Source organism: Alphaproteobacteria bacterium (genome assembly GCA_037146715.1).
Classification (GTDB): Bacteria; Pseudomonadota; Alphaproteobacteria; order UBA7879; family UBA5542; genus JBAWWO01.
The window spans coordinates 1-1,579 of the sequence record JBAWWO010000033.1 but is presented as its reverse complement, the minus strand read 5'-3'; the positions used below and the strand labels follow the sequence as shown (position 1 = coordinate 1,579).

Genomic DNA, 1,579 nt, shown 5'->3' with positions numbered 1-1,579 from the left:
CCAGAGCCGGTGCCATTGGGGCAGCCATCGCAGAAACAATGGCAGAAGTATCTGCCCGTGCCTATGATTTGGAAAAAACAAGCAAAGAACTAAGCAAAGAGATATCTCAAAACGGAGATCAAAGCGAAAAGGCCCTATCTCTCACTGAAGAAAGAAACTCCATTATCACCAAGAGTGTTAACATTGCCAGGTTTGGCACCTTGGGTGTTGCGTGGCTTGCCCAGCAAGATCCCTCCACCGCGGCCTTTGTGGGGATGATGACAGTGGAGCATAATTTTCTGGATCATTTAAGTTTAGAGATGATGGCTAATCCAGAAGCTGCGCGAGAGACAGCGGAAGAGGCGCAGGTAGCACGAGCATGGGTTCACGAAAAAACAGGAATAGATCCTGCGGTCGTATCTATCTTAGCAACTATGGGCCCAGTCGGACCTCTTGGGGAACTAGCGACTATGATATCTCGTCTAACAACTGCAGCAGAAAATATTGGATTAACACTAAAAGCAGGCATTTCTGCTAGCCGAGTCAACCCAAGTGGTGGTACGGTGGAACAGATTGCTCCTAAGCCAAGAGGGATGCATAATCCAAAGGTAAGAGAAGCTGTAGAGAGAGGGCAAAGAGCTCATGCGGAGTTTGACAAAAAGATTTTGGAGAAGGGATGGAGTCATAGGCCCCGCTTAAAAGATATGGAAACAGGGAGGATTCTTAAGCCAGACGGAAGAACGCCATCTGGTCACTATATAGAATTGAAACCCAATACCTCAAGTGGGAGAGCTCAGGGTTTGCGACAAGCAGAAATGTATAGAAAAAATGTGAAAGGTAAAAAAGTGAGAGTCATTTACTATGATTAAAAAAAATAATTTTTTGAGAGAACGCCTAACTAACATTGTAAAGAAATCAATTCAGAATTCTCTTAATACTAACGGTTTTCTAAAAAAAGGATTAACCTTTGAGAAGAAGACTCAAGAACTTATTTACCAATTGAAAATTAGAATTTCTCCAGGAAAGATAGGAGAATTATGGTTTTGTATAGACTTTGATATAGTAGTCCCTCCAGGGGTTTCTTGGGGGTTCCCAACGAATTTTGATATAGCCCTTGGAGGTTGGATTACCCACATAGATCCAACTTATAAAGATAAAACGTGGATAATTTTAAAGGAAACAGATCAAGAGTGGGAGCAACAAGATCAAGTGGCGATAGAATGGATAAGAAAGCTTTTAACAGAAACAGTTCTTCCATTTTTTCAGAATATTAGAACTTTAAAAGACGTAATTACAGTGTTAGAAAACGAGCCTGATTCACCCTATGAATATAGATTCAGTATTCCATGTCATGGCGGCCAAGCAAAGCAATGGCTTGCTTATTTGTATTATATAATTGGCAAAAAAGAACATGCCATTAAAATTTTAGATGGACAAATTGAGTTTTTTAAGAGCCCAATAGATAAAATTATTAAAAAAGATCTTGAACAGCTGAGACAGCAAATGTTTTTTGGGATGAACGAAAAAACTAAATAAAGACCTCACTTATCCAACAAAATAGGGGATGCCCAAGGCTCATTGAACTTTTTTATGCATAAAC

The 1,579-nt window shown here is 40.1% G+C and carries 2 protein-coding genes; both read left to right on the top strand.

What is annotated here, in order from left to right; translation table 11 throughout:
- The coding region (locus WCG05_05725; protein MEI8321477.1) for a hypothetical protein at positions 1 to 848 on the top strand (848 nt) is incomplete at its 5' end.
- Positions 841 to 1,515: a DUF4304 domain-containing protein gene (locus tag WCG05_05720; protein ID MEI8321476.1), complete on the top strand. Its 675-nt coding sequence runs from the start codon at positions 841 to 843 to the stop codon at positions 1,513 to 1,515. The genes WCG05_05725 and WCG05_05720, both read left to right, overlap by 8 nt.
- Positions 1,516 to 1,579 lie beyond the last annotated feature (64 nt).

Coding starts and splice junctions, on each gene's coding strand:
- WCG05_05720 (MEI8321476.1), top strand. CDS start 841: ATGATTAAAAAAAATAATTTTTTGAGAGAACGCCTAACTAACATTGTA.